The organism is Corynebacterium falsenii (assembly GCF_020099275.1).
Classification (GTDB): Bacteria; Actinomycetota; Actinomycetes; order Mycobacteriales; family Mycobacteriaceae; genus Corynebacterium; species Corynebacterium falsenii.
The window spans coordinates 1981654-2007049 of the sequence record NZ_CP083646.1 but is presented as its reverse complement, the minus strand read 5'-3'; the positions used below and the strand labels follow the sequence as shown (position 1 = coordinate 2007049).

Annotated in this window: 22 protein-coding genes, 3 tRNA genes, 3 pseudogenes and 1 riboswitch; of the genes and pseudogenes, 12 read left to right on the top strand and 16 right to left on the bottom strand. The window is 61.0% G+C overall.

Translation table 11 applies throughout. The annotated features are described in order from the left end of the window. Positions 1 to 17 precede the first annotated feature (17 nt). Positions 18 to 800, bottom strand: coding sequence for an SDR family oxidoreductase (locus LA343_RS08810; RefSeq protein WP_224209146.1), 783 nt, complete (start codon positions 798 to 800; stop codon positions 18 to 20). A gap of 51 nt (positions 801 to 851) precedes the next feature. On the opposite strand from LA343_RS08810, the gene LA343_RS08805 reads away from it, so the two are divergent. The 6 genes from LA343_RS08805 to LA343_RS08780 all read left to right on the top strand — a co-directional run bounded on the left by LA343_RS08805 (position 852) and on the right by LA343_RS08780 (position 4561). Continuing rightward, entirely contained in the window at positions 852 to 1670 is an 819-nt protein-coding gene (locus LA343_RS08805; RefSeq protein WP_025402961.1) for a TIM barrel protein, read from the top strand. A gap of 24 nt (positions 1671 to 1694) precedes the next feature. Next, complete coding sequence (gene gltX, locus LA343_RS08800) at positions 1695 to 3185, top strand: glutamate--tRNA ligase (RefSeq protein ID WP_025402960.1); 1491 nt, start codon at positions 1695 to 1697, stop codon at positions 3183 to 3185. A 144-nt stretch (positions 3186 to 3329) separates the two neighbouring features. Then, positions 3330 to 3401, top strand: a tRNA-Gln gene (locus LA343_RS08795). Position 3402: 1 nt separating this feature from the next. Further along, a tRNA-Glu gene (locus tag LA343_RS08790) sits at positions 3403 to 3475 on the top strand. A 33-nt stretch (positions 3476 to 3508) separates the two neighbouring features. Further along, positions 3509 to 4156 carry a TetR/AcrR family transcriptional regulator gene (locus LA343_RS11785; RefSeq protein ID WP_025402959.1) on the top strand — a complete coding sequence of 216 codons (648 nt, stop codon included), beginning with the start codon at positions 3509 to 3511 and terminating at the stop codon, positions 4154 to 4156. Positions 4157 to 4201: 45 nt separating this feature from the next. Then, positions 4202 to 4561 carry a hypothetical protein gene (locus tag LA343_RS08780; protein ID WP_025402958.1) on the top strand — a complete coding sequence of 120 codons (360 nt, stop codon included), beginning with the start codon at positions 4202 to 4204 and terminating at the stop codon, positions 4559 to 4561. Between the two features lie 25 nt (positions 4562 to 4586). On the opposite strand, the gene LA343_RS08775 is transcribed toward LA343_RS08780, so the two are convergent. The 6 genes from LA343_RS08775 to kdpF form a co-directional block, all read right to left on the bottom strand. Then, positions 4587 to 5264, bottom strand: a complete 678-nt coding sequence (locus tag LA343_RS08775; protein ID WP_039911463.1) for a response regulator transcription factor — start codon at positions 5262 to 5264, stop codon at positions 4587 to 4589. 165 nt (positions 5265 to 5429) lie between these two features. After that, entirely contained in the window at positions 5430 to 8039 is a 2610-nt protein-coding gene (locus LA343_RS08770; protein ID WP_039910931.1) for an ATP-binding protein, read from the bottom strand. A 131-nt stretch (positions 8040 to 8170) separates the two neighbouring features. Then, positions 8171 to 8770: a K(+)-transporting ATPase subunit C gene (gene kdpC / locus LA343_RS08765; protein ID WP_039910930.1), complete on the bottom strand. Its 600-nt coding sequence runs from the start codon at positions 8768 to 8770 to the stop codon at positions 8171 to 8173. Positions 8771 to 8798: 28 nt separating this feature from the next. Then, positions 8799 to 10892: a potassium-transporting ATPase subunit KdpB gene (gene kdpB / locus LA343_RS08760; protein ID WP_025402955.1), complete on the bottom strand. Its 2094-nt coding sequence runs from the start codon at positions 10890 to 10892 to the stop codon at positions 8799 to 8801. Continuing rightward, positions 10889 to 12541, bottom strand: a complete 1653-nt coding sequence (gene kdpA, locus LA343_RS08755; protein WP_025402954.1) for a potassium-transporting ATPase subunit KdpA — start codon at positions 12539 to 12541, stop codon at positions 10889 to 10891. The genes kdpB and kdpA overlap by 4 nt, the downstream gene beginning before the upstream one ends. Next, positions 12538 to 12630: a K(+)-transporting ATPase subunit F gene (gene kdpF, locus LA343_RS11865; protein WP_025402953.1), complete on the bottom strand. Its 93-nt coding sequence runs from the start codon at positions 12628 to 12630 to the stop codon at positions 12538 to 12540. The genes kdpA and kdpF overlap by 4 nt, the downstream gene beginning before the upstream one ends. Before the next feature lie 261 nt (positions 12631 to 12891). On the opposite strand from kdpF, the gene LA343_RS08745 reads away from it, so the two are divergent. Then, positions 12892 to 12964, top strand: a tRNA-Glu gene (locus tag LA343_RS08745). A 239-nt stretch (positions 12965 to 13203) separates the two neighbouring features. Here the strand turns inward: LA343_RS08745 and LA343_RS08740 are convergent. Further along, a complete protein-coding gene (locus tag LA343_RS08740) occupies positions 13204 to 15048 on the bottom strand; it encodes an HNH endonuclease signature motif containing protein (protein ID WP_025402952.1) in 1845 nt (614 codons plus the stop codon). Between the two features lie 402 nt (positions 15049 to 15450). On the opposite strand from LA343_RS08740, the gene LA343_RS08735 reads away from it, so the two are divergent. After that, positions 15451 to 16086, top strand: coding sequence for a GNAT family N-acetyltransferase (locus LA343_RS08735; protein ID WP_025402951.1), 636 nt, complete (start codon positions 15451 to 15453; stop codon positions 16084 to 16086). Between the two features lie 32 nt (positions 16087 to 16118). Here the strand turns inward: LA343_RS08735 and LA343_RS08730 are convergent. The 6 genes and pseudogenes from LA343_RS08730 to LA343_RS08705 all read right to left on the bottom strand — a co-directional run bounded on the left by LA343_RS08730 (position 16119) and on the right by LA343_RS08705 (position 18761). Then, positions 16119 to 16378: pseudogene (locus LA343_RS08730) on the bottom strand (Txe/YoeB family addiction module toxin). Between the two features lie 51 nt (positions 16379 to 16429). Next, a complete protein-coding gene (locus LA343_RS08725) occupies positions 16430 to 16633 on the bottom strand; it encodes a type II toxin-antitoxin system Phd/YefM family antitoxin (protein WP_263436683.1) in 204 nt (67 codons plus the stop codon). A 54-nt stretch (positions 16634 to 16687) separates the two neighbouring features. Next, positions 16688 to 17161, bottom strand: a complete 474-nt coding sequence (locus LA343_RS08720; RefSeq protein WP_025402950.1) for a hypothetical protein — start codon at positions 17159 to 17161, stop codon at positions 16688 to 16690. Beyond that, on the bottom strand, positions 17158 to 17370 hold the full coding sequence (locus LA343_RS08715) for a helix-turn-helix transcriptional regulator (protein ID WP_025402949.1): 213 nt from the start codon (positions 17368 to 17370) through the stop codon (positions 17158 to 17160). Before LA343_RS08715 ends, LA343_RS08720 begins: the two co-directional genes overlap by 4 nt. 111 nt (positions 17371 to 17481) lie before the next feature. Continuing rightward, on the bottom strand, positions 17482 to 18192 hold the full coding sequence (locus LA343_RS08710) for a phosphatase PAP2 family protein (protein WP_025402948.1): 711 nt from the start codon (positions 18190 to 18192) through the stop codon (positions 17482 to 17484). Between the two features lie 77 nt (positions 18193 to 18269). Next, positions 18270 to 18761: a hypothetical protein gene (locus LA343_RS08705; protein ID WP_025402947.1), complete on the bottom strand. Its 492-nt coding sequence runs from the start codon at positions 18759 to 18761 to the stop codon at positions 18270 to 18272. Positions 18762 to 18778: 17 nt separating this feature from the next. After that, positions 18779 to 18896: riboswitch (SAM riboswitch) on the bottom strand. Between the two features lie 172 nt (positions 18897 to 19068). Between LA343_RS08705 and LA343_RS08700 the strand changes: the two genes are divergently transcribed. Both LA343_RS08700 and LA343_RS08695 read left to right on the top strand, forming a co-directional pair. Continuing rightward, positions 19069 to 20427, top strand: coding sequence for a hypothetical protein (locus LA343_RS08700; RefSeq protein WP_025402946.1), 1359 nt, complete (start codon positions 19069 to 19071; stop codon positions 20425 to 20427). 201 nt (positions 20428 to 20628) lie between these two features. After that, a pseudogene (locus LA343_RS08695) lies at positions 20629 to 20772 on the top strand (carboxymuconolactone decarboxylase family protein); the annotation flags it as partial. Positions 20773 to 20786: 14 nt separating this feature from the next. On the opposite strand, the gene LA343_RS08690 reads toward LA343_RS08695, so the two are convergent. Beyond that, entirely contained in the window at positions 20787 to 22103 is a 1317-nt protein-coding gene (locus LA343_RS08690) for an ISL3 family transposase (protein ID WP_025401756.1), read from the bottom strand. Positions 22104 to 22232: 129 nt separating this feature from the next. Here LA343_RS08690 and LA343_RS08685 point away from each other — a divergent pair. Next, positions 22233 to 22484, top strand: a pseudogene (locus LA343_RS08685) (carboxymuconolactone decarboxylase family protein); the annotation flags it as partial. On the opposite strand, the gene LA343_RS08680 reads toward LA343_RS08685, so the two are convergent. Then, a complete protein-coding gene (locus tag LA343_RS08680) occupies positions 22397 to 23653 on the bottom strand; it encodes a YihY/virulence factor BrkB family protein (RefSeq protein WP_081737328.1) in 1257 nt (418 codons plus the stop codon). The pseudogene LA343_RS08685 and the gene LA343_RS08680 overlap by 88 nt on opposite strands. A 142-nt stretch (positions 23654 to 23795) precedes the next feature. On the opposite strand from LA343_RS08680, the gene LA343_RS08675 reads away from it, so the two are divergent. After that, on the top strand, positions 23796 to 25391 hold the full coding sequence (locus LA343_RS08675; protein WP_052337562.1) for a peptide MFS transporter: 1596 nt from the start codon (positions 23796 to 23798) through the stop codon (positions 25389 to 25391). Positions 25392 to 25396 lie beyond the last annotated feature (5 nt).

The window sequence follows — 25396 nt, the reverse complement described above, 5'->3', positions numbered from 1 at the left end:
ACCTCAACTGCTCCCGCCTAACCCCGCCCCAGGTACGGCATCCCCGCGGCGGTGATCGTCAACTGATCCACGCTCACCTCCGGCGGCATGTTCGCCACGGTCACCACCGCCTGGGCCGCATGATCGGCGTCGAACATCGGCTCCGTTCCCGTGAAGTTTGCCAGCAGCTCCGTGCGCGCATTTCCGATATCCAACTCCGTGGCGGTGATGTTGTACTCCCGCCCGTCCAAGGCGATCGACGTGGTCAGGCTCGCCATCGCCGCCTTCGACGCCGCATATGCCGCAGCATGCGGCCGCGGCGCGTGGCCAGCGATCGAACCGTTATTGATGATCCGACCGCCCCCGTGCGCGGCCATCCACCCAAACGCCGCCTGGGAGCACACGAAGGCCCCGCGGAAGTTGGTCGCCATGGTGGCGTCGAATGCGGAGAGATCCACCTGATGCAGCGGAGCCTTCGGCCCCGGGATGCCCGCGTTGTTGATGAGCACGTCGAGTCTCCCCAGCTCGCCGGTGATGCGGTCGAATGCGTCGCGCACCTGCGCTTCGTCGGTGATGTCGCAGGTCACGCTCACGTGTCCACTGCCGTCGCAGAGCTCCAGTGTCTCGGTGAGCGTAGCCTCGGTGCGCCCCAGCACCGCCACGGTCCAGCCATCGGTGGCCAGAGCCCGTGCGAATGCCCGCCCCAGGCCCGCCCCAGCTCCCGTGATCACGGCCACTTTGCTGTGCGGTGTTGGCTCCATCGTTGGCTCCATCGCTGGCTCTGTCGCTGCGTCTGTCGCTGCATTCATGGTTGCGTCCATGGTTGTGTAGTGTAGCCGCGCCGTCCCCGCGACCTCGTACAATTGGCTCCCATGACCGCCGAATCATCGCCCGCGCTCACCGCCCTCAACTGCTCCATCGGCTATCCCTCCTGGCAGGCCGGACTCGCCGACGCCAGCTCCCGCGGGTGGCGCCGCGTGGAACTCTGGTGGCCCTTCGCGACCCCGGAACCGTCCGCCGCCGAGATCGCCGACCTCACCGGCACCCTGCACAGCCACGGCCAGCAGCTCGTCGCGATGAACCTCTGGGCTGGCGATATGCCCGCCGGCGAGCGCGGCATTCTGCATCGTGAACCCCTGTCCACGGCTCATCTCTCCGCGGTTGCCTCTATATCCGACGCCACCAGCCTGCCCCGCTGCAACCTCGTCGTGGGCCGCAGTGGCCCCCGCCTTACGGACGCGCAGGTGGAGCGCTTCGCCGAAGCCAGCGCATGGCTGGCCGAGCGGTGCGACGTGACGGTCATGGCGGAGCCGCTGTCTGGCATGAAGGATTATCCCGTCCGCAGCATCGGCGATGCCCGAGCACTATTCGACGCGGCGCCGCAGGCTGGGCTGTTGTTGGACATCTATCATCTCGCCGCAAACCACGCCACAAACCACGCCGCACACCACTCACAATCCCGAGCAGCGGGCGCACTGGCCACTCCAGAAGAGCAGGAGGAATTTTGGAAGCTGGTGGCGTCGGATATGGACGAGCTCGGTGAAGGGCCAGAGCACGTGCAGGTGGCGGATCTGCCCGGCCGCGGCGCACCCGGAACTGGCACCCTGCCGCTGGGGCGGTGGGTCGAAGACCTGCGCCGCCGGGGATACCGCGGCGACATCGTGGGCGAGTACCTGCCCGAAAGCCAATGAGAAGCACGGGTAAACTACACAACCATGAGTGAAGTTCGCGTACGTTTCTGCCCATCACCCACCGGAACCCCCCACGTTGGAATGGTGCGCACAGCGCTGTTCAACTGGGCCTACGCCCGCCACACCGGCGGCAAGCTGGTCTTCCGCATCGAAGACACCGATGCGAAGCGAGACAGCGAGGAAAGCTACCAGGCCATCATCGACTCCCTGCGCTGGCTCAACCTCGACTGGGACGAAGGCGTGGACGTGGGCGGCCCGCACGAGCCCTACCGGCAGTCCTGGCGCATGGACATCTACGCGGACGTCCTAGACAAGCTGAAGGAAGCTGGCGAAGTCTACCCGGCCTACTCCACCCCGGCCGAGGTCGAGGAGCGCCACAAGGCCGCGGGACGCGACCCCAAGCTCGGCTACGACAACTACGACCGCGACCTCACCGACGAGCAGATCGCCGCGTTCGAGGCCGAGGGGCGCCAGCCCGTGTGGCGCCTGCGCATGCCTGAAGGCCGCACGTACGAGTGGGAGGACCTCGTGCGCGGCCACATGAGCGTGGACGGCAAGACGGTGCCGGACTTCGTGGTGGCGCGCTCCAACGGCCAGCCGCTCTACACGCTGGTCAACCCGGTGGACGACGCCCTCATGGAGATCACCCACGTGCTGCGCGGTGAGGACCTGCTGCCCTCCACGCCGCGACAGATCGCACTCTATGAAGCGCTGGTGCGCATCGGCGTGGCCAAGCAGGTCCCCGAGTTCGGCCACCTGCCGTTCGTGATGGGGGAGGGCAACAAGAAGCTCTCCAAGCGCGACCCGGAATCCAACCTGTTCAACCACCGCGACGCCGGCATCATCCCCGAGGGCATGCTGAACTACCTGTCGCTGCTGGGCTGGTCGCTGTCCGCAGATGAGGACATCTTCACGATGCAGCAGTTGATCGACAACTTCGACGTGGCGGACGTGAAGCCCAACCCGGCTCGGTTCGACCAGAAGAAGCTGGAGGCGATCAACGCCGATCACATCCGTCTGCTGGAGCTGGACGACTTCACGGCACGGCTGCGTGCGTACCTGGAGGAGTACAAGGACTTCCCGAACGACTACCCGGCAGATAAGTTCGCCTTCGCTGCGGAACTGGTGCAGACGCGCATCAAGATGCTGGGCGACGCCGATGGCCTGCTGCGGTTCCTGGTGACCTCCGACGAGGACTTGGTGCTGGACGAGAAGTCTGCGAAGAAGAACCTTAAGGAAGACGCGGTTGAGGTGCTGCAGGTTTCGATTGAGAAGCTCGAGGCGCTGGGGGAGGAAGAGTTCGTGACGGAAAAGATCGAATCGGTACTGCAGTCCACACTGATCGAACAGATGGAGCTGAAGCCGCGCAAGGCCTATGGTGCGCTGCGTGTGGCCATTTCGGGCGCTGCGGTCTCCCCGCCGCTGTTCGAGTCCATGGAGCTGCTGGGGAAGGCATCGACGGTGGCGCGGCTGAAGAAGGCGCTGGAGCAGACGCCGTACCAGGCGCAGGCTTAAGGTGCTGCGGGGGTCTGCGAGGTTCTGCGGGGTTTGCGGGGCCTGACCTGCTGATTTGCTTGTAATTCCCGAATCTGGTTATATTAACCCTCGTTGCGAGCGAGGCTCAACCGGAAACGGGAAGGCCGAGCTTAACGCGAACGATGGCCTATGGTGTAATTGGCAACACTACGGTTTCTGGTACCGTCATTCTAGGTTCGAGTCCTGGTAGGCCAGCGCCCCGTTCGTCTAGCGGCCTAGGACGTCGGCCTCTCACGCCGGTAACACGGGTTCAAATCCCGTACGGGGTACATTTGAGCAGCACGGTCTGCCTGAGGATCACAATGATCCATCGGGCAGACCGTGCTGCTTTTTGCGTATTGCTTGTGTGTTTGGCGGGGTGGGGGATTCGATTGGGGTTCTGTGTGGGGTCAGGGGTCATTTTTCGTTCTGTAGTCCCCGAGTCCACTGGGTTTCCGTACTTCACCGGGTTTTCGTTCTTCACATGGGTCTTCGCATGGGTTTCGAAATTTTGTAGGGGCTTCGCGCATAGGAGGAATCTCACCGAAGTTGTTGACAGTTCGTTCTGGAATAAATATTCTGAAACTATGGGACGGCCACGGGAGTTTGACGAGAAGACGGTACTAGACGGAGCCATCAGGCTCTTCGGGGCACGAGGCTTCGACTCGGTTCCAGTGGACACCGCCCTTAAGGAAATCGGCCTCAACCGAGCGAGCTTCTACAAGATCTTCGGATCAAAGCACGGGCTGTGCAGGTCGGCTTTGGAGATGGTCGTCGAGGGAACCACCCAGGCGGTGTCGGAAGAGGAGATGCGGGACTTCCTGCTCGTCGTTCTCGTTGAATTGGCACCGACGGATCAGCGGCTCTACGACCTCTCTCTCAGAGCTGCAGGGCGACTCTTTGGCGATGATTCAGAATCTCTCGGCGATCACGTGCTGTCCCGGGCACGTCGACTATTGGACACCCACTGACACCCCGGCGGCAACACAAACAAACGCAAGCGACTGGAGATGATCATGAATGACAACGCGATTCGATTGACCGAGCGATCTCTCATCGTGGAACCCCTCGGACTGAACAAGCTCTGGTCCTTCACCAGGCAGATCCAAGTTCCATGGGAGCACGTCCGTGGGGCAACGCATGACTCTGGCGTCAAATATGAAGGAAAAGGATGGCGAGGGCCTGGCTTGCGGATGGGGCAGAAGCTGGCGGGGACCTTCCACGCGGATGGGGAACGGCAGTTCTGGAATGTCAACGGCTACGAGAACGCCGTGGTGATTGAACTGGCGAGCGAGCGATTCTCGCGGCTCATCGTTTCCGTTGATGACCCGGCGGAGTGTGCTCATCGGATCAGCAGTCGGGCGCGGGCCGAATAAGGCGCGTATCGATTAGCCTGCAGACCTACAGCACCATCCGATAACCCACACCCAGTTCCGTCACCAGGTACTGCGGGTGCCCCGGGTCCTCCTCCAGCTTCTGACGCAGCTGAGACATGTACACCCGCAGGTAATTGGTCTCCTTGGAGTAGGCCTGCCCCCACACCGCCTGGAGCAGATCGGTCTTGTTCACCAGCTGTCCACGGTGGCGCAGCAAATATTCGATGATTCCCCATTCGCGCGGGGTGAGGTGCACGTCCTGGCCTTCCACCGTCACGGTGGAGTTCTGCAAGTTGAACACCACGCGCTTGTCCGAAGTCGTGATGATCGGCTTTTCCTCTTCCTTCTCGGCAGGCGCGCGGCGCAACACCGCGCGCACTCGGGCGAGCAGCTCACCGACCGAGAACGGCTTGGTGATGTAGTCGTCGGCGCCTTCATCGAGGGCATTGATCTTCCCCGGCTCGTCGTGCCGCGCGGAGACCACGATGATAGGCAGCTCGCTCCACTTGCGCACCGAGCGCAGCACCTCCAGGCCGCTGAGGTCCGGCAGGCCCAGATCCAACAAGATAACGCTGGGCTGCCACGAGCCGACGATCTTCAGCGCCTGACTGGCCGTGGTGGCGACCTTGATGTCGTAGCCCCTAGCTTTAAAGTTCACCATGACGGCGTTGGCCAATGGGACATCGTCCTCGACCAGCAGCACCCGGTCGGCCTCTTTGCCCTGGGGCGGTTTGACCTGGGCCGGTTTGCCCTGGCCCGCTATACCCTGACCCGGTTTCTCGTGTCCCTTCACAACATCTCCTTCACAGCATCTCCTTCACGAAAGGCTCCTACGAATGCCTCTTGTGAAAGCCTCGTCATCACGAACCTATTCAGTGCCATCAGCGGCGGGCAGGGTGAGCACCAGGGTAGCGCCGCCACCAGGGGTGTGCTCTGCCCGCACGCTTCCGTCCATTGCTTCCGCAAAGCCCTGGGCCACCGCCAGGCCCAATCCGAGTCCCACGGAGTTCGCATTCTGGTCGCCCAACCGTTGGAAGGGCATGAAGATCTCTTGGATCTTATCGTCCGGGATTCCCGGCCCGTGGTCGATGACCGAAATCTCCACGGTGTCACCCACGGCCTGCTCCTTAATAAGCAGGTCAGAATCCGGCGCGTACTTCCGAGCGTTGATCACAACATTCGACAGTATCCGCTGCACCAAGCCCGCGTCGCCGCGCACCGGCCGCGCATCGTCTGGCAGCTCCACTGTGATGTGGCTGGCTGCTTCGGGGAGCTCGGCGCACACGGCCTCGATGACCTCGGCCACGTCCACCGCGCGGTTGCGGATCGTCACCGTGTTCGAGTTCAGCCGGCTCATGTCCAGCAGGTTGCCGATCACCGTTTCCAGCCGATCCGTCGAGCTCTCAATCGTCTCGATGAGCAGCTGCCGCGATTCGTCGTCGAGCTCGATGTCATCCATCGTCAGGCCCGACACGGCAGCCTTGATCCCGGCGAGGGGAGTGCGCAGGTCATGTGACACGGCCGTGAGCAGCGCCTTGCCCACCCGGTTGCCAGCCTCCAATGCAGCGGTTGCGCGCCGCATGGCGTCGATCTCCTGGCGGTCGATGATTGCCGTGATGCGGGCACCGTGGGCCTCAATCATCGAGAACTGCTGCGGGCTCAGCTCACCACCGCCCACGAGCAGCCGCAGCCCGTCGCCCACACCCACGTGTGTGCTTTCGCCAGCCCACGGGGTGCTGATGCCATTCGGGTCGGTCGTTTCCAGCGTCACCCACATCTTGCGTTCGGTGCTGTAGCGCTGCAGATCCACTCGGCGCAGCCGGAACGTCTGGCACAGGCGGTTGAGCAGCTGGGGAATGTCATCGCCGTCGTGCACCACGCCGCGCGCCAAGTCGGAGAGCACCATGGCTTGCCCCAGGCGCTGCGTTGCCAGGGCACGCCGCCGCTCGGACAGCTCCACCACCCACGCCACCGCGGCGGCGATGATGAAGAAGAAGATAATCTGCGTGAGGCTTTCCGGTTCCGTCACCGTAAACGTGTGCGTCGGTGTGGTGAAGAACCAGTTCGCCAGCAGCGAGCCGATCACCACCGCCGCCAACGCGGGCAGCATGCCTCCCGCTAGGGCGGCGAACACCACAATGGTAAGGAACCCCAGCAGCAGCGCACCCAGATACGATTGCTCCAGATTCAGGGGAATCGCCGCCGCCGTGAGCAGGAACGGTCCGGCCAGCGCGATGATCCAACCGGTCACCAGTCGCATCACGCTGAACCGCCCGGTGGTTTGCAGGCGTTTCTTCTCGGTCTTCTTTTCCTGCTCCAGCGTGGACACGATGTGCACGTCGATGGGCCCGGATCCGTCGATGATCCGGCCGCTCAGGCCACCGCCGAAGATGCGGCTGATGCGCCCGCCGAGGCCGATGACCAGCTGCGATGCATTCACCGCCCGCGCGAACTCGAGCAGCGAGTCTGCCACGTCGTCACCAACGACCACGCGCCATTGTCCGCCGAGGGAGTCGGTCAGTTCTTGCAGCCGCCTCAGCCGCTTCGGGGTGTCGGTGGCGAGCGCGTCGTCCTCACCGGCCACGTGCACCACGATCATTTCGCGTCCGGCCACGCGACCGGTCACGCGCGCGCCGCGTCGAATGATGGCCTCCGACCCGGAGTCGCCTTGCACGGCCACGACCACGCGCTCACGCGTTGGCCAGTGTTTTTGCTCGTTGTTGGTCTTGCGGTAGGTCTCGAGGACCTCCTCGACCTTGTCGGCAAGCCACAGCAGCGCGAGTTCGCGCAGCGCCGTGAGGTTGCCGACTTTGAAGTAGTTATTCAGCGCTGTTTCGGCTTGCTGTTGGCGGTAGACCTCGCCGCGCGCCAGGCGGATGCGCAGCGCGTCGGGGGTGAGGTCTACGAGCTCGATTTCGTCGGCGTCGCGCAGCACCTGGTCGGGCACGGTTTCGCGCTGGCGGGTGCCGGTCACGGCGGCCACCACGTCGTTCAGCGACTCGAGGTGCTGGATGTTCATGGTGGAGATGACGTTGATCCCCGCGTCGAGCAGGGTGTATACGTCGTGCCACCGCTTCTTTTCTGGCTCCGCCAGTTGATCCGACGCCACACCACGCCCCTCCGCCTGGTCGCCCTCGGTGCTCGCGGCGGAGCTGTCCGATGACGCAGCTGCGGCGTCTGGGCTCACCACGGTATGCGCCAACTCGTCGACGAGAATGGTGTTGGGGTGCGCGGCCAGGGCGGCGTCGACGTCTAAATCCGTATAGGTGCCCCCGCGGTAACTGAATTCTTTGCGCGGCAGCACGGGAAGGCCGTCGATGAGCGACTTGGTCCGTTCGCGACCGTGGTCTTCGACGAGACCCACGAGGACGTCGATGCCGCGGGATTGCAGGTCGTGGGCTTCGTTGAGCATGGCACAGGTCTTACCTACGCCGGGGGCGAAGCCTAGGTACACCTTGAGCGTGCCACGCTTTGTCATTGTTGAGAAGACTCCTTATCTCCTGCGCAGTGTTCTGCGTGTTCTGCGTTGCGTCCGGCGCCGTGTCCGGCCGCGTGCCCGAGTGCGCACCACCTATCCTGTGATGCGCACCGTGAGAGTACGTGCCGCTGTTACTTAGCGGCGCCTGCACCCCGGGCGTTTCTAATATCTAGGTTGAGAGTAACCACATTCACCGGGGTACCGCGATCGGATCCGTTGAACGAGGTCTGCTCGTTGTCCTTCACCAGCTTTTCTACCGTGGCGCGGTCCAGTCCGCTCTCGCGGGCCACACGGTTGACCTGAATGTCAGCGTAGGCCCGGGAGATCTGCGGATCCAGACCGGAACCGCTGGCAGTCACGGCATCCTCCGGAACCTGATCCTCCTTGACGTTTTCGCGCTGGGCGATTTCCGCGCGGCGCTCCTTCACCATTGCCTGGTACTCGGGATCGTAGGGGGACAGGTTAGATGCGGAAGAGGACATGGCGTCGTAGCCATCGTCGCCGGCGGCCGAGGGGCGCGGCATGAAGTAGCCGGGCTCGGTCACGGCCTGGGCGATGAGCGAGGAGCCCACGACCTTGCCGGAGGAATCGGTGACGAAGGAGCCGTCTGTCTTGTCCGACACGACGCGCCCGACACCGAAGATCACGAGCGGATAGATGACGCCCAAGAGGACTGTGAGCAGCAGGAATGCTCGCACTGTCGTGGAGAGCAGTCGAGTTGAAGTTTTCATGATGAACCTTTCTGTGCTGTTCGTGTCTCTAGAGCCCGAACACGCCGGACAGCAGCAGGTCGATGATCTTGATGCCCACGAAGGGAACGATCACACCGCCCAGGCCGAAGATGGTCAGGTTTCGAGAAAGCAGCGAGGCCGCCGAACCAGCGCGGTACTTCACGCCCTTCAGCGCCAGCGGGATCAGTGCGATGATCACGAGGGCGTTGAAGATCACGGCGGACAAGATGGCGCTCTCGGGGGAGTGCAGACGCATGATGTTCAGCTTGTCGAGGCCAGGGAAGGCCACCACGAACATGGCGGGGATGATGGCGAAGTACTTGGCGATATCGTTGGCGATACTGAACGTGGTCAGGGCACCGCGGGTGATGAGCAACTGCTTGCCGATTCCCACGATGTCGATGAGCTTCGTCGGGTCCGAATCCAGATCCACCATGTTGCCGGCTTCCTTCGCTGCCGTGGTGCCGGTGTTCATCGCGACGCCCACATCGGCCTGGGCCAGTGCGGGAGCATCGTTGGTACCGTCACCGGTCATGGCCACGAGGCGGCCCTTGGCCTGCTCCTTGCGGATCAGAGCCAGCTTGTCCTCCGGGGTGGCCTCAGCGAGCACGTCGTCCACGCCGGCTTCCTTGGCGATGGCGTGCGCGGTCAGGGCGTTATCGCCGGTGATCATCACCGTGCGGATGCCCATCTTGCGCAGCTGCTGGAAGCGCTCGGTCATACCGGGCTTGACCACGTCCTTGAGGTGGATGACACCCAGCACACGGCTCGACTCCGGATCGGACTTGTGGTTCGCGCCGCACACCTCGGCGACAACCAGTGCGGTGCCACCGTTGTTGGAGATGTCGTTGACGATCTCGTTGGTGCCCTCCGGGATGGTGCCGCCGGCCTTCTCCACCATGCCGCACACCTCGGAGGCTGCGCCCTTGAGCACCTTGCGGTCCTGGTCGGGCAGCTCGATGCCACTCATACGGGTCTGGGCGCTGAACGGGATGAACGTTGCCTGGGCGTAGTCGGACTCGGGGATGGCGGAAGTCGTCTTTTGAGACAGTGCCACGATGGAGCGGCCCTCTGGGGTTTCATCGGCCAGGGATGCGAGCTGGCAGTCATAAGCCAGCTGCTCTGGGTCGGTCTTTCCAGCGGGGACGAACTCGGAGGCCTGGCGATCACCGATGGTGATGGTACCGGTCTTGTCCAGCAGAAGGGTGGCGACGTCACCGGCGGCCTCAACCGCGCGACCAGACATTGCCAGCACGTTGTGCTGCACGAGGCGGTCCATACCAGCGATACCAATGGCGGACAGCAGCGCGCCAATGGTCGTCGGAATCAGACACACAAGCAGTGCCACGAGCACCACGGGGGACTGCTCGGCGCCGTTGAAGGCCGCCATCGGGGCCAGGGCGATGACCACGATAAGGAAGATCAGAGTCAGCACGTGCAGCAGGGTGCCCAGGGCCAACTCGTTCGGCGTCTTCTTGCGCTGGGCGCCTTCGACCAGGCCGATCATGCGATCCATGAAGGACTCGCCGGGGCGGCTGGTGACCTTCACGGCCACGCCATCGGACAGCACGCGGGTACCACCGGTGACAGCGCTGCGGTCACCGCCGGATTCGCGGATAACAGGGGCGGATTCGCCGGTAACGGCGGACTCGTCCACGGTGGCTGCACCGAAGATCACGTCACCATCGGCGGGGATGATTTCACCCGCGGTTACCAGAACGATATCGCCCGGGGTGAGGGCATCGCCTGCGATGTCTTCCGTGTGGCCGTTGCGCCCTTCCGGTCCTTCCAGTGCTTTTTGCAGGTTGCCCGGGGCGGCGTCGCCAGTGAACTTCACAGCCGTGGTCTCGGTACGAGACGCACGCAGGGAATCGGCCTGGGCCTTGCCGCGACCTTCCGCGACGGCCTCGGCGAGGGTGGCGAACAGAACAGTCAGCCACAGCCACACCGTGATCGACCACGTAAACAGCGACGGGTGAGCGATGGCCAGGATAAAGGTGAACGCCGCGCCCACTTCCACCAAAAACATCACGGGGACGTTGATGAGGGACTTGGGGTTCATCTTCTTGATTGCCAGAGGGAGAGCCTGACCCAGCTGGCTGGGGGAGAAGGTGTTTGTCATGACAGGGCCTCCGTGAATGGACCAAGAACAAGCGTGGGCAGGAAGGTGAGGGCACCGATGATGATGGCCACACCGACGATCACGCCGACGAACTGAGGACGGTAGGTGGGCAGGGTGCCGGCCGTCTCTGGAGCGGGCTTCTGCTTAGCGAAGTCGCCGGCCAGGGCCAGTACCATGACGATGGGCACGAAGCGGCCGAGCAGCATCGCGAAGCCCAGGGACATGTTGAACCACCACGTATCAGCGCCGAATCCGGCGAAGGCGGAACCGTTGTTGTTGGAGGCACTGGTGAAGGCGTAAACGATGTCGCTGAAGCCGTGCGGTCCACTGACGGACACGGAGTCCAGGGTGCTCGGGAGCATCGTGGAGATGCCGACGCCGAACAGAACCAGCGTGGGCATGACCAGGATGTACAGGCACACCTTGGTGATTTCCTTGACGCCGATACGCTTGCCCAGGTACTCAGGCGTGCGACCGACCATCAGGCCGGCGATGAACACGCTGAGGATCGCGATCATGAGCATGCCGTAGAGGCCGGATCCCACGCCGCCGGGGCTGATCTCACTGAGCATCATGTTGAGGATGAGCATGCCGCCGGCCAGTGGGGCGTAGCTGGAGTGGAAGCTGTCCACAGCACCGGTGGAGGTCATGGTCGTGGAGTTGGCGAAGAAGTTGGAGGGCAGCACGCCGAAACGTACTTCCTTGCCTTCCATGCCGCCGCCCTGAACGAAGGTGAGGGCGTGCTCGCTGGAAGCGATGACGGCGAAGGATGCCACGAAGAGGATGGCCATGGCGGCCAGGATGGCCCAGCCCTGTCGCTTGTCCTTCACCATGATTCCGAAGGTGCGGGTCAGGCTGACCGGGATGAGGAGGATGAGGAAGATCTCCAGCATGTTGGTCCACATGTTGGGGTTCTCGTAGGGGTGAGCGGAGTTGGCGTTGAAGTAGCCACCGCCGTTGGTTCCAAGTTCCTTGATGACCTCCTGGGAGGCGACGGCGCCGCCGGGGATGGTCTGCTGGCCACCGGTGATGGTGGTGAAGGTCTCGGGTGCGTTGAAGTTTTGGATCACGCCGTTAGCGAGCAGGATGATAGCACCCAGGGTTGCCACGGGCAGCAGGATGCGCAGCACGGTGCGGGTGAGGTCCACCCAGAAGTTGCCGATGGCGCCGTCGCCGGCGCGGTTGGCGAGGCCACGCACGAGCGCGATGGCCACGGAGATGCCCACAGCGGCGGAGACGAAGTTCTGCACGCCCAGGCCGGCCATCTGGGTCAGCTGGGTCATGGCTTCCTCACCGGAGTAGGACTGCCAGTTGGTGTTGGTCGTGAAGGACACGGCGGTGTTCCAGGCCTGATCGGGATCCACGGCGGACATGCCGTGGTTCAGGGGCAGGAACTGCTGCGTGCGCTGCAGGAGGTACAGGAAGACGACTGACACGGCGGAAAAGGCCATGACGGATGCGCTGTACTTGACCCAGTGCTGTTTGCCGTCGGCCTTGACGCCAATGAGTCGGTAGAAGCCACTCTCGATGCGGGTGTCTTTCGGGTTGTTCAGGGCCCAGGCCATGTACTTGCCCATTGGCAGGTAGAGGGCGGCGAGGGCGATGATGACAACTGCTACAGGGATCCACCCTGTCCATGCGCCGCTCATGAGAAACGCTCCGGGTTAATCAGAGCGACCAACAAGTAAATGATCGCGAGAATTCCGAGGATGGCACCGATGATCAGTTCCCAGCTCATAGGTTATCCACCGCCTTAGCGATGGCCTGGACGACGATAAATGCCAGGCACGTCACCACAATCAAGATGATGTCAGTAAGCATGAGGGACACTAAACCAGCGCGTGGCTCGATCATTTGATGGCGTTAACGCTTTCTTAACAACCCCCTGGCAAAGTGCTGGGGAAATGCTCGAATGTTGGGGTGCTGGGTAGGTGCGAATAGAGGGTCTGAACAGCGGATTAGGCGGGATAGTGGTGCCCGTGTATTGTTCTTCTGGCATGCCCCGTTCGTCTAGCGGCCTAGGACGTCGGCCTCTCACGCCGGTAACACGGGTTCAAATCCCGTACGGGGTACAGGGTATGTATGGCACGGTGCGCCTGGATTTCACTTCTGATTTCTAGGCGGGCCGTGTTCTTTTTTGTCTGGTTGTCTCGTTTTCTCTTGAGACGCTTTCGCTCGACCTGTTCTCTCTTGCGATGTTCACTTGCATTGTTGGCGTCTGCGTCCGGATTCCGGATCGGCTCGGATCGGCTTGGTTCGGGTTTGGGGTGGGGTGATGCCCGGTGCCGGGTTGCTGGGTGCTGGTGGTTGGTCATGATGCTCGATCACTGTGGCGTGTTGGGGGTTGTGGTGGGTCGAATAGTGCTTGAACCTCCTCACTTCCCCAAGCTTGGTCCGGCACTTTGGCGCCGGGGGCTTGGCTGGCGGTGGTGGACGTATTGACCACCACCGTGTCATTCAACCGAGGGTGCGGGCGCGGACGTGCGCGCGGGCTAGACCCTGAGGGATCGATGGACGGTGATGGATCGGTCGGTGGTGGGGTTGTTGGTGGTGGTGCCCCGGGCAGGTCCGGTAAGCCCTCGTGGTGGTGGCGGGCTTCGCGCCAGCCGACGCGTCCGGATTCCGGATCAACCTCGGCATGGCCCATGCCCACACCACCATCATGCTGATCACGGTTCATCCGGTGATGCGTCCGGCACAGCAGGGTCAGGTTGTCGATAGTTGTGCGTCCTCCATGGGACCAAGCTTTGATGTGGTGAACATCGCAGTCCACCGCTGCCCGGTTACACCCCGGGTAGGCACAACACAGTTGCTCAGCAATGAGCATGAGCTTGTGTTCCACCGTGGCGTGCCGCTTCATCCGCGCGGCAGTGAGGGCGCGTCCGGAATCCGGATCGAGTACCACCCCGAGGTCATGTTCAGCCAAACCCAGTCGGAGAATGTCGATCGGGTGCAGCCGGGCGTTGGTGTTGGTGGGAAACCACACACCCGGTGCATTCAGCGATTCGGCAGTGTGAGGTGCCAAAGGTGCCGAGTCAACGGCTCCGCTCGAGCTGCTGCCGGTAGTGCCGATGGTGGTGGCACCGGCACCGGCGTCATCATTGGTGGTGGGTAGTGTGGTGAGGTCTTTCGCGGACATCGCCACCACTAGGGAGGCCAACCCCCGTGTGCGTGGGGCGGTGGCGGCGTCAGCATCCTCGGCCCAGGTTTCCAACATGGACATGAACACATCCGCCCGGCGTTGAGCCATGGTCCTACGATCCTCGTCTATGTTCACCCCACGACTGCGATCGAAGGCCGCCAATCGTGCCGGGGACATCAGGGTTTCCAACAATGCATGCCCAGTCCTAGGTAGCACGGCGGTCACACGCACATTGCCATGGGTGTCGGCGGGTGACCAGAGGAGTTTACGTGCCCGGTAGTCAGCGGTTGGATCCACCACGCTGCTATTCAACGTGCGAACTTGGGTGCGCAGGTGGAGTTTCAGGTCGTCGACGGTGGTGGTTGTTGCCATGGCGGTGGCGTTGTCGAACAAGATGTGGTGATGCTCGTGGTGCAGGCTGGGGTGGAGGTATTCGAGTTCGCGGTTGATCTCCGCCAGTTTCGCATCGCTAAGCTTCCGGGCTTGTTTGCGTGCCTGTGTCTGGGCGGCCAGGTGTGCTTGGTGGGCTTCGTGTGCCCGGCGGCGTTCGGCGAGTTGGTCGGCACGACTCTGGGCATCGTCGGTGTCATCGTCGTCATTGTTGGCTGCGTCATCCTCAGGGGTGGTGGTGGTCTTATCTGCGGGTGGTTCGGGTGGTTTGTACAGGCTTATCCCAAGGTTGATCCACTGGCGGGCTTGGTACTCGGAAGTGTCCAACAACCTGGCGAGGTAGGTCGATGTGCGTGTCGTACCTGCCGCGCGGGAGACCTGCGCCTCATGGGCAGCGTAAGCGAATGCGGCATACAACGTGTCGGTGTGGCTGATGGTTTTCAGCAGTCGGATGATGTCGGTGCGGTGGGTGTGGAACAGCTCGGCGGTGGGGGTGGTGAGGATGTCGGTGACCGCTGTCATGGATGCTTCGATGACATCAACATGAGTTGATAAGTCACTAGCGGTATCGTTTGTGTGTTCGTCTGCACTGATCGACTTATCGGTGTGTGGTGTGGTGGTCATGGTGACCTTCCCCCTGGATGATTCCCCTACAAAGTTCCTACTGTACCCGTGGCACCACTTGGGCTATAACCCGACATAGCTGGCATTTATCCAGCAAATCCGAGCTGGGCTTGGTGTTTCCCGTGGTGTGGTGTCCCCGTGTTGTGTTGTTGCCCTCCATAGTACAGGTGTGTGCGACATCGAACAAGAGGTTTCGGAAACAATTTCGAAAAATATCTTGCTTCTCTACGCAAGCCGTTGGGGAGCTGTGGGCCTAATCCTGTCCGGGCCCGGAACGGCATTGGGAACGCGGCACGGGCCGAACGAAGGATGCAGGGCGGTGCAAGGTCATTTAAGACGACGCGAGGCGGAGTGATCTGAAAACGTGCGAAGCAGCGCCCCTCCGACCGATAAAGTGATCGCATGAACGTCAGCAACTCGAACGCATCGCAGAGGAAGAAAATCAACCAGGTCAACCAGATCAATCACGTCAACCAGATCAACCAAATCAACCAGATCAATCTGAGGTTTCCGACCGAAGCGGACGAGGTAACGGTAAACGCCCTCGACGCCGTCTTCGCGAAGGAGAACTTCGATTTTTCCTTGCGGCATCGTGTGGCCGGGGCGGCTGGTGGCGTCGAACCATGGGGCGAGTATTTGCAGCGCCTACGGGACGAAGCTCGCGGCACGAATCTTCCCGAGGGGCGGGTGCCCGCGGAGTTTCTTCTCGCTGAGGTGGATGGCGAGATCGTCGGCCGGGTGAGCATCAGGTTTGCGCTCAACGATTATCTCTATCGGTTCGGAGGGCATATTGGGTATGGTGTCGCTCCTCGTTTTCGACGCCAAGGTCATGCCACAGAGATCCTGCGGCAGGCAATCGGCCGTGTACGCGCGCGCTGGCAGCAGGGGGATATTCCGGGTGCAACCGGGGATGGAAAGATTCTCGTGACCTGCGATGACGAGAATGTGGGATCCTTCAAGACCATCGAGGCATGCGGCGGAGTATTGGAGAACCGCGTGGACAATGACGGTGCTCTGGTGCGGCGCTACTGGATCTAGGAATTGAATCCCGATACATAAGCCAAGGAGGCTTATCTGTAGTGGTAACGGCAGGACGCGATACGGATCTCGCTCTCCGTTGCCTTGTACACTAGGTGATGCTCATCGGTAATTCGTCGCGACCAGTAGCCAGACAAGCCATGTTTCAGCGGTTCTGGTTTCCCGATGCCCTCGTTGCCATTGCGGTCGACGTCTTTGATGAGTTGATTAGTGCGTTTTAGCGTTGTGCGATCCTGGGCTTGCTACCAGAGGTAGTCCCCCCCAAAGCGTTCTCATCCCAGACCAAGAGCATGCCAATCCTCGATGAGCGAGTGCTCGCTGCCTTGGTTTGCCTCGAGTCTGTTTATCGAGTCGAAAAGTCGACGGGCATTGCCGGGGATCGAAGCAGGTAGGCGGTCTCTTTGAGGGACTCGTATTCTTCTAAGGACACGATAACGACCGATTCGTGGCCCGCGCGGGTGATGATCGTTTCCTCGCGGTCATTCACCACGTCATCGAGCACTTTGGCGTGGTTGGCCCGTGACTCGGTGTAGTTCATCGTTTTCATTGCAGCCTCCTGTGCAGGAAAATGTACGGAATGGCTGGGGCTATAGCAAGGGGGTCAAGAACCGGAGGCGTCGTCCAGCTTGCGGTTGATTCGTGCCTCATCTTTGTCGTGCTGCCGTCGCTTGATGTACGGCGCAAGGAGTAGAGCTGCCATCGCACCAGCAATCGCGGGAAGCCATACGGACGCGCCGTCGTGCTCGCGGATGCCGAGAATCAGGATCCAGATGACGCAGAGAGCGAGGAACAAAGCGTTTGAAGCCCTCAACCCGGGGGAGAAGGGTGAAAGAGTCTTCTCCTGGGGAACGTCAGAGCGCAACTTGTGAGCATAAGTCCACTGGGCTGCGCCGAAAGCGATGAAGGGGATAAACGACAACCAGGGATTGGTCAGTAGGAGAGCGAGAACGATGCACGTTCCGATGGTGAGGAACTTGTTGAGATGAAAGGCGTAGGTGCTTGCTTCGAGGAACTTGCGGACGTAGAACTCGTCACCGAATGCACGTTCCGTGACGTCAATGCTGCGCTGGATCATGGGTTGTCACCTTCGAGGGGAAAGAGGGAATCGACAGGAGTGTGGAGGGTCCGGGCGATTCGAAGTGCGAGATATACCGACGGGGCGTAGCTTCCCCGTTCGATGTTTGCGATGGTCTGGCGCGAAACCCCAGCAGCCTCTGCAAGGGCTGCCTGGCTCAGACCAGCTGCCCGCCGGTGAGCCTTCACGAGGTTACTGAGGTCGTCCATGCCCCGAAGTGTAAAGAGAAGTTGACAAAGTGTCAAGGATAGTTGTCATGTGAAGTTGGTGATCGGCGATAGGGAGGTCGCTATTCACCGAAGGAAGAGGAGTCTGCTTCCCTAGGACGCCTGGGGTGTGGGGCGGCTGGTGGCGTCGGAGGAAAGAGAGGAACGACGGGTAACAGCATGGGAGCGTGCGGACGCTGGGAGAATCGGGATGAGAGCCAGCGCGGTGCCGGTGCCGATGAGCGTGCCCGCGAGAATGTCACTGAACCAGTGAACTCCGAGGTATAGTCGCGACGCCGCCACGGTGGCGATGGTGAGGGCAGCGATCGCGAGAACGAGGAGTTCGAGGCGTCGGTGGTAGCCGCGGTAGCTCAAGAACAATACGATGCTGACCGCGAGAGCCGCGACGGCGGTGGCGTGGCCGGAGGGGAAGCTGAAGTCGGTCTCAACCAGGATCTGGTCGAGGCGCGGCGGGCGAGTGCGCTCGAAAATGCGCTTGAGTACCTGGGTTATGGCGCCGGATACCGCGACGGCGGCGACGATGTACAGTCCGTTCTTCCACTGCTTCGTCCACCACCAGGCGACCGCGCCGGCAAGGAGAGAGAAGACAATCGCCGACACGGGATTGAAGAGTGTCGTGGCAGCCTTCATGATGACGGTCGCCCACGAGGAACGGTGTTCGATGAATTCGGCGAGGACGTCGTTATCGCCGTCCACGACAAACCACCAACGGGTGAGCATGCCAATAAGAAGGGCAATGGCAATGAAAGTGATGCCGACTGCCACAGACCAGGTGCGACCGAACCTCAACACGGTGGAAACCACACTCGCTAACGTGAACTAGGGGATGGGGAGAGGAGATGGGTTGAGGTTAGCGGTCGAAGATGGGGGCGGGCTGGGAGTTAGCTCTTTTGTCGCTCGGAATTTTCCTCCACTCGGCGAAGGAATAGATTGATTCCCTTGGCGTTGAGCGAGAATGTCACGATGCTGTGACCAGGTGAAGATGTAACTTTGAAGCCATCCAGCGTATTTGCCATGTCCACGAGCGTGCTTAGTAGGGGCGCGAAAGGCGACATTCGGAGGGTAGTCTCTGTGTGGGAGGAGATTTTCACAATTCCGGGAGATGACAGTGCGACTGTGACCGGTACGGGGCCCGCTTCAAGAAACTTGCAGTACTGGCGGAACTGTGCGTACCAGCTCTTCGGCTCGGCGCAATCGGGCATGCCATCTTCGGGAGCGATGGTGTCCGCGTGGGGTATCTTTCGAATGTCGTGAACGACGCGGGTGATAGGGGATTCGTTGATCAATAGCGTACCCGGTGCTTGGACGTCGCCGTCCTTGAGGAAATACTCATTGAGCAGGAATTCGCGGAGAATGGGGTAAGTGTCACTCATTGGTGCACCCTTTCGATGAAACGAGCTTCCTTCTGGGCTTGTGCAACAGAAGGCCGATCTTCCCTTGGGGGCACCGTGTTCGTCACGCGGTTGCCAGCCAACCAGCCAAGGGGCTTGTGGTTGAACTTCTTGATCGCGAGACGAACTATACCGCTCTGTCTACTTTTGCGCAAGTTTGCTCGTCTTCGTGGTGTTTGAACTGCGGTGTTCGAATGTTGCTTCGAGGAAGCGCACCGGTGTCTTATCCCTGTTGTAGAGTCGGATTCATCACTTTTTCGGTGCTAATTTTTCTCGACGGGAGATGCGCGTGAGCAGCGACGATGTACAGGTTTATAGCGATGGCGATGGCATCGCGGTGTTTGGTGAGGAGTCGCAGGTAGACGCCTTTTTGGAACGCTGGAAAGGGGATCTTTTACAGAAATTTCCCGAAAAGAAGCTAGACCAAGCTATTAGGGGAATATCTCTCAGTATGAACGTGCTCGGCGAAGCAACGGCTGCTTCCGGCAAGTGGGTGAAATTGACTGCCGACTCGGCAGCCGATTTCGATAAGTATGGCCCCTCATTGAGCAAGCAAAACGGGTTAATGTACGGGGTAGTTCGAAACCCTAAAGGTCAGATTGTCAAGCACCTCCAATTTGAAGATCCAGCCAAACTGGCCCTCAATCCTGCTCAGATGCTGAATGTAGGAGGGATGCTAACTCAAATTTCGCTCTATCAGCAGATGAGAGACATCTCCAAACATCTCGAATCCATTGAAGATAAATTGGATTACGTCCTCAAAGACCTCAAGGGTTCACTGTTCGCCGAGCTCGAAGGTGCAACCGCAAGCATCGATAAGGCTATGGTGCTCCGCGAGGAAACTGGTCGTGTCAACGAAGTGACTTGGTCGCAGGTTCAGGGAGTGCAGAGCTCCATTTACCTTATCCAGTCCAAAGCTCTTCGCCGTCTAATGAATTTGGCGGACACCCTTGAGGCCGACGCAAGCGTTGCCGACAGGCTAACTGCCATCGGCGGGGTCGAGGGCGAACTTACCGACCTATTGGCTGCATTGTCGGAGACGTTCCGGCTACAGGATGCTTTCTACATCGTCGAGCTTGACCGCGTGATGGAAACGGACTCCGACGATCTGGAAAGTCATCGTGAAGCTGTCCAACGCTCGCGAAAAGAAAGAGTTGAGAAGGTTACTGAGGTGACAACTCAACTGCTGGAACGAATCTATGCCTCAGGCAAGGTTTCGCGGACAGAGCGGCTAAGGATGCTCAAGAAGCCTGAACTACTCATCGAAAAGTGCAACTCTGCAGCTGATGAAGTTGTTCAAACCCAAGTCTTACTGGGTGCCGACACAACGCACGAGGAGCTTGAAAGCCAAACCTGGACGGATGCACTTCGTGAAGTACGAGATGGTGCTCTGAATACCACACGCAAATGGGGTGAATCTGCGGCTGATGGCATCAACGAGGCGAAGGACGACTTTAACGTCATGCGCGCGAAGAGAATCAGAAAAAAGCTCGAGAAGATCGAGGGCAAGACCAATCGTGACGCAGACGCAGATGAGCAAGCAGAGGCGGCTGAGCCGGAACCCGTAGAAACTACAAAGCCTAAGAAGCTGGGCTGGAAATCCAAAAAGGAGAACCAGCCTGAGAAAGAACAGCCCGGAGACTCCTAGCCCGCAAATCAGCTCATGAATTCAACCCTCAGGGCTAGGGTTGAAGGCATGAACGATACGCCAAACGACAAAACTCACGCGCAGTCCCACTCGAAGGCCGACTCCGCCACGGCCACTGATACGGCCGCTAACTCAGCCACCGACACGGCCGCCGCGAAGGCCGATCTCTACGAAGCCGGCATCCAGGTGCGGCGCGAGGTCATGGGCAATGACTTCGTCGACGCTGCTCTCCAGCGCAACGCTGGATCCGACGGGGAAGAACTGCAGAAGCACATCACCGCCACAGTGTGGGGATCGGTGTGGACCCGCGAAGGACTTTCCCGACGCGACCGCAGCCTGCTTAACAGGCTCTTCACGATTTAGAGTGCGTTGATCCGGTTGTGTATCTGGCCGGAGTGGATCAGTGACCGCAAGATGTAGTGGTTGAGATTCCTGAACCCCAGAGCAATCCCGCGTAGATGCTCGAGCCGTCCGTTGATCGCCTCGACCGGACCGTTGGACGCCCCGATATCGAAGTACGCCAGGACATCCTCACGCCGACGCCACAATGTCCGACCCAGTTGCGCGAGCTCTTCCAGCCCCTTCGGTAGGCCCTTACGAATGCTGTTGATCACCCTGCTCATGAGCTTCTTGCCCTCCGACTTCTGCGGATGCCCGTAAGCCGCAATCATGTCCTGATAGAACATCCAGGTCACCTCCAGGGCCACGTATTCGTCATCGGTGGCCCACAGCATGTCCAGGCGCTGCTTCTGCCGCTCGGTGAGGTAGTCCGTCCTGGTCAGTAGCGTGCGACGGTGCTTGTACAGCGGATCGTCCTTGCGGCCCCGGTGTCCGGTGGTCTCTCGTTGGAGCCGTTGCCGGCATCCGGTGAGTTTGTCGGCTGCCAGATGCACCACGTGGAAGGGGTCCATGACCTTGGTGGCATCCGGGAGCATCTGATCGACGGCTGAGGCGTAACCGGTGAAGCCGTCCATGGTCACCACCTGCACATTTTCCCGGAAAGCAGGATCGCGTTCCTGCAGCCAGGTGCGCAGCACCTGTGCACTGCGGCCGGGGCGCATGTCCAGCAGTCGGGCAGGGCCACGGCCGTCGACCAGGGGCGTGAGGTCGACGAGGATGGTCACCAGACTGGATGGCTGACCTGACTTTCGGGTGTGTTTCCATACGTGCTCATCCACCCCGAGGATGCGCACCCCGTCCAGATGCGGAGAGTCGTCGTAGACAAGCTTGCGGCAGGCCTCGAGGGCGACCTGATTGACCAGCTCCCAACCCACGCCGAGTGCCTTGGCGGTGGCAGACACGCTCATCCGGTCGACCGCGAGGCGCTGGAGGATCCAGCGGGTCACCCGGTGGGTGAGTTTCGCTCCGTCATCGGCGCAGCTCAGTGTGGCCTGGAAGATCTTCCTGCCACAGGAGGCATTCGTACAGGTGAAGCGGGGCACGCGGACGTGCAGACGGGTCGGGAACCCGACCACCGGCAGATCGACGAGACGGCGAAGGACGTGGTCGCGAAGCTTCCCGGATTGTGCGCAGTCAGGGCAGGTGTTGCTCGCGGACACGGGTGTGGCGTCGATGATGGTGATGTTTCCGGCGTCGGCGGCACCGGTGATCGTCAGGCCGATCTCGGCGGTGCGGCAGATGGTGTCGGCGACGAGGTTGCCAGTAGTAGGCTGCACAGTAGGGTCCTGGTTCGGTTGGATGGAAGCGTCGTAACTCTCATCTTGTACCGGCCAGGACCCCTATATGTTGTGCCACCCCGAACCCCACCCCGCGGTCAACTACGCACTCCGAAACGTGAAGAGCCGCTTAACATCGGCATGCTCGTAGCCCTGCGTGCCACCGAGGAACTACGCGGACACGTCAAGGGCGGCCTCGCCAACGGCCTGACCCGCGAGGAAATCACCGAAGCCGTCATCCACACCTCCGGCTACTGCGGAGCTCCGGCAGCGCTATCGGCCATGAAGGTGGTTCAGGACGTGCTCGTATCCGAGCTCGGACCCAAAGATTCCGAAGAATCCTCCGAATCCCCCGATTCCCCCGCGGGCTCCGCCGAATAGCCACGACGGAACGCCCGCGCCTTCTCCCGGAGCTGATCGTCAATCTCATTATTGACGTCCGCGCCCACGGACGACCGCGGTGGAACCTGGATGATATCTTCCGATGCCAGTCCGGCGGCGAGCTCCCGGGAGCGGGTCATTTCGGCGTCGAGTTTAAGACCGAAAAGCAAAATTGTATTGGAAATGACTAGGCCGAAAAACCCACCAATGAGGCCGCCGAGCGCCCCGTACATGCCGATGTGAAGGAAATTGTTCACATACGTGCGCACCACCAGACCCACGATGGTGATACCCACGAGCGCGAAGGCCGAACCCGTTGTCAGCCAGCGCATCCGCCCATACTTCACATTCGGGGCAATCGTGAACAGAACCGCGATCAATACAATCGACAAACCGAAAATCACCGGCCAGCGAAGATAAGCCCACACCGGCAGCAGACTATCCAATACAAACGACGTGAAGCCTTCCCAATGCAGCGGCTGAGAAATAGCGTTGAGGACCGGCGTGAGAAAATCAGCCTGCAGGAAGAATGCCGCAGCAATAATCACCAATCCCACCACCAGCGCGATGGTCAAACCCCACATCACCAACCATGTGCGGATGAGACTCCGGCCCTCTTGGCGCCCATACAACGCATTCGCACTGCGGGAGAACGCCCGGACATACGCCGAGGAAGAAAACAGGGCAATAGCCACCGAGATGACCAGCGTGATCACTGATTGCTGCGTGGACCCTAGGATTGAATCAATGATCTTCCGGGCCTCCTCGGCATACATTCCCGGGATGTTCTGGTTAATGAAATCCTCAGTAATGCCGCGGACCTTGTCCCGATTCTGCGCCAGCACCAGCGACGCAATCGAATAGAAAGCCAGCAGGGTAGGGATGGCGGTCAGCAGGGTGTAGAAACTCAAAATAGCCCCGCGATCCATTAACCCGCGGTAGAAAACCTCCACGTAGAGGCGCCGACCAATCAGTCGCCACGCGCGAGCGGGCACGAAGCGGTGTGGGCGGGTGACGGTGTCGTAGTACTCCGCAATCGGCATGGCACGCACGCTCGCGGCACCGTTGATCGGGACGATGTGCGGCTCGGCGACCTTCTGGCCGTCCTTCTGGCCGTCCTTCGTCACGGGCGCAGCGGTGCGGGAATCGGGAGTTTTCTTCGGAAGCATCCCGTCTAACCTACCTCTCAGAGTTTTCCCAGCTCGGCAGCGAAGCGCCCACAGCGCCCACAACGCTCGTATTTCTCACCAATATCGACAAAAACGGGTGACTGGCTTCACCAATGCCCAATGGATGTGATGGAATTAGCCAATGACCTCTCAATCACATCCGGAGGATTCCCCCGCACCTAACGGGCCCTCCACATCCGACTCGGACACAACCGCCGGCCCAAACTCCGGCGCAACCGCCGACACAACCCCTAGCGCAACCGCCCACGCAGCCAGCGCATCCGCCACTCACAATGAGCAGACCTTCTTCGGCCACCCCTGGGGCCTAGCCAACCTCTCCGGTGTGGAGATGTGGGAGCGCTTCAGCTTCTACGGCCTGCAGGCCCTCCTTGTGTACTACCTGTACTACTCCGTTACCGAGGGCGGCCTCGGCATGAACGAGGCCACCGCCGTTTCCATCGTCGGTGCCTACGGCGGTCTCGTGTACCTGACAAGCGTGGCCGGCGCCTGGGTCGCCGACCGCATCCTCTCTGCTGAACGCACCCTGTTCTACTCCGCCGTGCTGGTGATGCTCGGCCACATCAGCTTGGCCATTCTGCCTGGCTTCATTGGCGTGATCTTCGGCCTGGTGTTCATCGCCGTGGGCTCCGGCGCGCTGAAGACCACCTCTCAGGTGGTGCTGGGCGATCTCTACGATCGCGATGACCGCCGCCGTGACGGTGGCTTTTCCATCTACTACATGGGCGTGAACATCGGTGCCTTGGTGGGCCCGCTGATCACCAACGCACTGTGGGGTTGGAAGGGCTTTCACTGGGGCTTCGGTGCCGCTGCTGTGATGATGGCCATTGGCTTGGTTCAGTACACGGCCATGCGCAAGCAGACCATCAAGGATGCCGGCCACGAGGTTGCCAACCCGCTGCCACGCAAGAAGTACCTCCCCGTGTTCCTCGGCGCTGCCGCTGCAATTGCTGCCTTTGTGTTGCTATTCACTACGGGTGTGCTGCACGTCCAGCAGCTCTCCAACATCACCGCCCTCATCGCCGTGATCGTCGCTGCAATCCTGTGGGTTCAGATGTACCGTTCCGATCTCACCACCGCCGTAGAGCGTTCCCGCCTCATCGGCTTCATCCCCATGTTCGTGGCGTCGGTGGCGTTCTGGTCGCTGTTCCAACAGCAGTTCACCGTGATTGCCCTGTACTCCGATCAGCGCCTGGACCGTAACGTCTTCGGCGTTGAGCTTCCCCCGGGCGTGGTGCAGTCCATCAACCCGCTGTTCATCATCCTGTTCGCCGCCGTATTCGGTGCGCTGTGGACGAAGCTGGGCGATAAGCAGCCTTCTTACGTCACCAAGTTCGCCATGGCCCTCGGCGTGATCGGCGTGGCCATGTTGCTGTTCATCCCGTTTGCTGGTGGCGGCGCGAACTCCACCCCGTTCTGGGTCATGGTGCTGATTCTGTTCCTGTTCACGATGGGCGAGCTCATGCTCAGCCCCGTGGGTAACTCCATGACCACATTGTTGGCTCCCCAGGCATTCCCCACCCGCATGTTCGCCCTGTGGCTGCTGTCCATCAGCTTGGGCACGGCTCTCTCCGGCAGCTTGGCGGGCTTCTACCATCCGAACGTCGCTTCCGAAGAGCGCACGTACTTCATTGTGATGTTCGCGGTCACCGTGGGCCTCGGAGCGCTGATGCTCCTGGCCCGCAAGTGGATCCTCAAGAAGTTCGTGGACGTCCACTAAACCTC